A 2714-nucleotide genomic window follows, 5' to 3' on the forward strand; every position below is an offset into this window, starting at 1 on the left:
TTGTCGATACCTTTGATAACGACTTCAGTCTGGCTTGGGGTTTCGGCAGTTACACCTTCAGGCAGTGCATAATCAACAGGGTGAGAGAAACCCAGTGACAGATTCAGAGTCTTACCAGATGCTTTCGCACGGTAACCAACACCCTGAAGAATCAGTTTCTTCTCAAAACCAACGCTGACACCGGTAACCATGTTGTTAACCAGTGACCGGAAAGTACCGGCGAGGGCGTTAGCCTGTTTGTCGGCAGACTTAGGCGCGAACTTCAGTTCGTTCTCTTCCTGGCTGATTGCCACAGAAGCGTGAACGTCGAGTTCAAGCTGACCTTGCTTACCTTTAATTGTGATCTTGTCGTCAGCCAGCTTGACTTCAACGCCAGCTGGAATTGCGACAGGAGCTTTTGCTACGCGAGACATCGATAAACTCCTTAGAATACGGTCGCGATGACTTCGCCGCCAACACCCGCAGCACGGGCAGCGCGGTCAGTCATTACGCCTTTCGAAGTTGAAACGATGGCAACGCCCAGACCAGCCTCTACTTTAGGCAGCTCGGTAGTACCACGGTACTGACGCAGACCAGGACGGCTAACACGCTGAATGCGCTCAATAACCGGCTTGCCTTCGTAGTATTTCAGGTCGATAGTCATAGTAGGCTTAACCTCACTATCGACAGAGAAGCCAGCGATGTAGCCTTCAGATTCGAGAACCTGAGCCACAGACTTCTTAATTTTTGATGACGGCATGCTTACATTCGTGTGACCAGCTTGCTGGGCATTACGAATGCGGGTGAACATATCCGCCAACGTATCTTGCATACTCATTTGTATATTCCTCGGTTGTACAGCGCCCCTCTCCCCATGCCCATCCGGAAAAAATCCTGAGACGACAATACTCCGCCGATCCAAGCTGCATTGCAGAACAAGGATTTGGCAGAGTAAAGAGAAGCGCACCTGAAATCAGGCGCGCATTCTACACGAGTTGGGAATTGCTTACCAACTAGCTTTTTTCAGACCTGGCACGTTACCTTTCATGCCTTCTTCACGCAGTTTAATACGTGACAGCTTGAACTTACGGTAAACGCCGTGCGGACGGCCTGTCATCTGACAACGACGCTGCAGACGGCTTGGTGACGAATCACGTGGCAGCTGCTGCAGAGCCTGTTGTGCGTTCCAGCGATCTTCATCAGAAGACGCTGGGTTTTTGATGATGGCTTTCAGTTCTTCGCGCTTGGCAGCGAACTTGGCAACCAGTTTTTCACGCTTCAGCTCACGCTGCTTCATGCTAATTTTGGCCATGATTCACTCCTTAGTTGCGGAACGGGAACTGCAGCGCTTTCAGCAAAGCGCGGCCTTCATCGTTTGTTTTAGCCGTAGTGGTGATGGTGACATCCATACCGCGAACCTTGTCTACTTTATCGTATTCAATTTCCGGAAAGATGATCTGTTCCTTCACGCCCATGCTGTAGTTACCACGACCGTCGAATGACTTAGGGTTAATACCACGGAAGTCGCGCACACGTGGCAGAGAGATGTCTACCAGGCGATCCATGAATTCCCACATACGGTCACGACGCAGGGTTACTTTACAGCCAATCGGCCAGCCTTCACGGACTTTAAAGCCCGCGACTGATTTACGTGCCTTGGTAACGATCGCTTTCTGACCGGCAATTGCTTCCATATCAGCAACTGCGCTGTCCATCAGCTTCTTGTCACCCAGCGCTTCACCAACACCCATGTTCAGGGTAATTTTAGAAACGCGCGGCACTTCCATTGGGTTTTTGTAACCAAACTCTTCAGTCAGCTTGGCTACTACTTCATTTTTGTACAGGTCTTTTAAACGTGACATAGCAGTATCCAGTCCTATCAGGCGTCAACTTGATCGCCAGTAGATTTGAAGATACGTACCTTGCTCTCGCCTTCAACTTTGAAGCCAACACGGTCAGCTTTCTCAGTCTTAGGGTTCCAGATCGCAACGTTAGAAACCTGAATGCTGGCTTCTTTTTCAACGATGCCGCCTGGCTGCTGCAGGTACGGGTTTGGTTTCTGGTGTTTTTTCACCATGTTAATGCCAGAGACAATCAGACGACCGTCAGCCAGTACTTTCTGTACCTTGCCGCGCTTGCCTTTGTCTTTACCGGCGATAACAACTACTTCGTCATTTCTGCGAATTTTCAACATTTCACTGCTCCTTAAAGCACTTCAGGCGCAAGGGAAATGATCTTCATGAACTGCTCAGAACGCAGCTCACGAGTCACAGGGCCGAAGATACGTGTGCCAACTGGTGCGTTCGACGCATTCAGCAGTACCGCAGAGTTGGTGTCGAAACGGATGATTGAACCATCCGGACGACGTACGCCTTTACGGGTACGAACAACAACTGCGTTCATCACCTGGCCTTTCTTAACTTTACCGCGTGGAATTGCTTCCTTTACGGATACCTTGATCAGGTCACCGATGCCGGCATAACGACGATGAGAGCCGCCCAGTACTTTAATGCACTGAACACGCTTCGCGCCGCTGTTGTCGGCAACGTCAAGCATGGATTGTGTCTGGATCATGCCTATCGCTCCTAACTACGTGCGCCCGGTATTAAACCTTGGCGGCGCGCTCGTCGATTGATACCAGCGCCCAAGTCTTGTTTTTAGACATAGGACGCGACTCTTTTACAGTAACGGTGTCGCCAATCTGACACTCGTTGTTGGCATCGTGTGCCATTACT

Annotated in this window: 7 protein-coding genes; all 7 read right to left on the reverse strand. The window is 50.3% G+C overall.

Annotated elements, in window-relative coordinates; genetic code table 11:
- Positions 1-413 (reverse strand): 50S ribosomal protein L6 (rplF, locus tag B2067_RS05185; RefSeq protein ID WP_301387678.1); only part of this gene is annotated, 413 nt, incomplete at its 3' end.
- A gap of 11 nt (positions 414-424) precedes the next feature.
- Entirely contained in the window at positions 425-817 is a 393-nt protein-coding gene (gene rpsH / locus B2067_RS05190) for a 30S ribosomal protein S8 (RefSeq protein ID WP_068443069.1), read from the reverse strand.
- A gap of 168 nt (positions 818-985) precedes the next feature.
- Positions 986-1291 carry a 30S ribosomal protein S14 gene (rpsN, locus tag B2067_RS05195; protein WP_068443297.1) on the reverse strand — a complete coding sequence of 102 codons (306 nt, stop codon included), beginning with the start codon at positions 1289-1291 and terminating at the stop codon, positions 986-988.
- Positions 1292-1301: 10 nt separating this feature from the next.
- A complete protein-coding gene (gene rplE / locus B2067_RS05200) occupies positions 1302-1841 on the reverse strand; it encodes a 50S ribosomal protein L5 (RefSeq protein WP_068443294.1) in 540 nt (179 codons plus the stop codon).
- A 17-nt stretch (positions 1842-1858) separates the two neighbouring features.
- Positions 1859-2173 carry a 50S ribosomal protein L24 gene (rplX, locus tag B2067_RS05205; RefSeq protein WP_068443291.1) on the reverse strand — a complete coding sequence of 105 codons (315 nt, stop codon included), beginning with the start codon at positions 2171-2173 and terminating at the stop codon, positions 1859-1861.
- Between the two features lie 11 nt (positions 2174-2184).
- Positions 2185-2553 carry a 50S ribosomal protein L14 gene (rplN, locus tag B2067_RS05210; RefSeq protein WP_068438793.1) on the reverse strand — a complete coding sequence of 123 codons (369 nt, stop codon included), beginning with the start codon at positions 2551-2553 and terminating at the stop codon, positions 2185-2187.
- Between the two features lie 31 nt (positions 2554-2584).
- The coding region (locus B2067_RS05215; RefSeq protein ID WP_301387680.1) for a small ribosomal subunit protein uS17 at positions 2585-2714 on the reverse strand (130 nt) is incomplete at its 5' end.

The sequence above is a fragment of the Thalassolituus sp. UBA2590 genome (genome assembly GCF_002339775.1).
Classification (GTDB): Bacteria; Pseudomonadota; Gammaproteobacteria; order Pseudomonadales; family Oceanobacteraceae; genus Thalassolituus.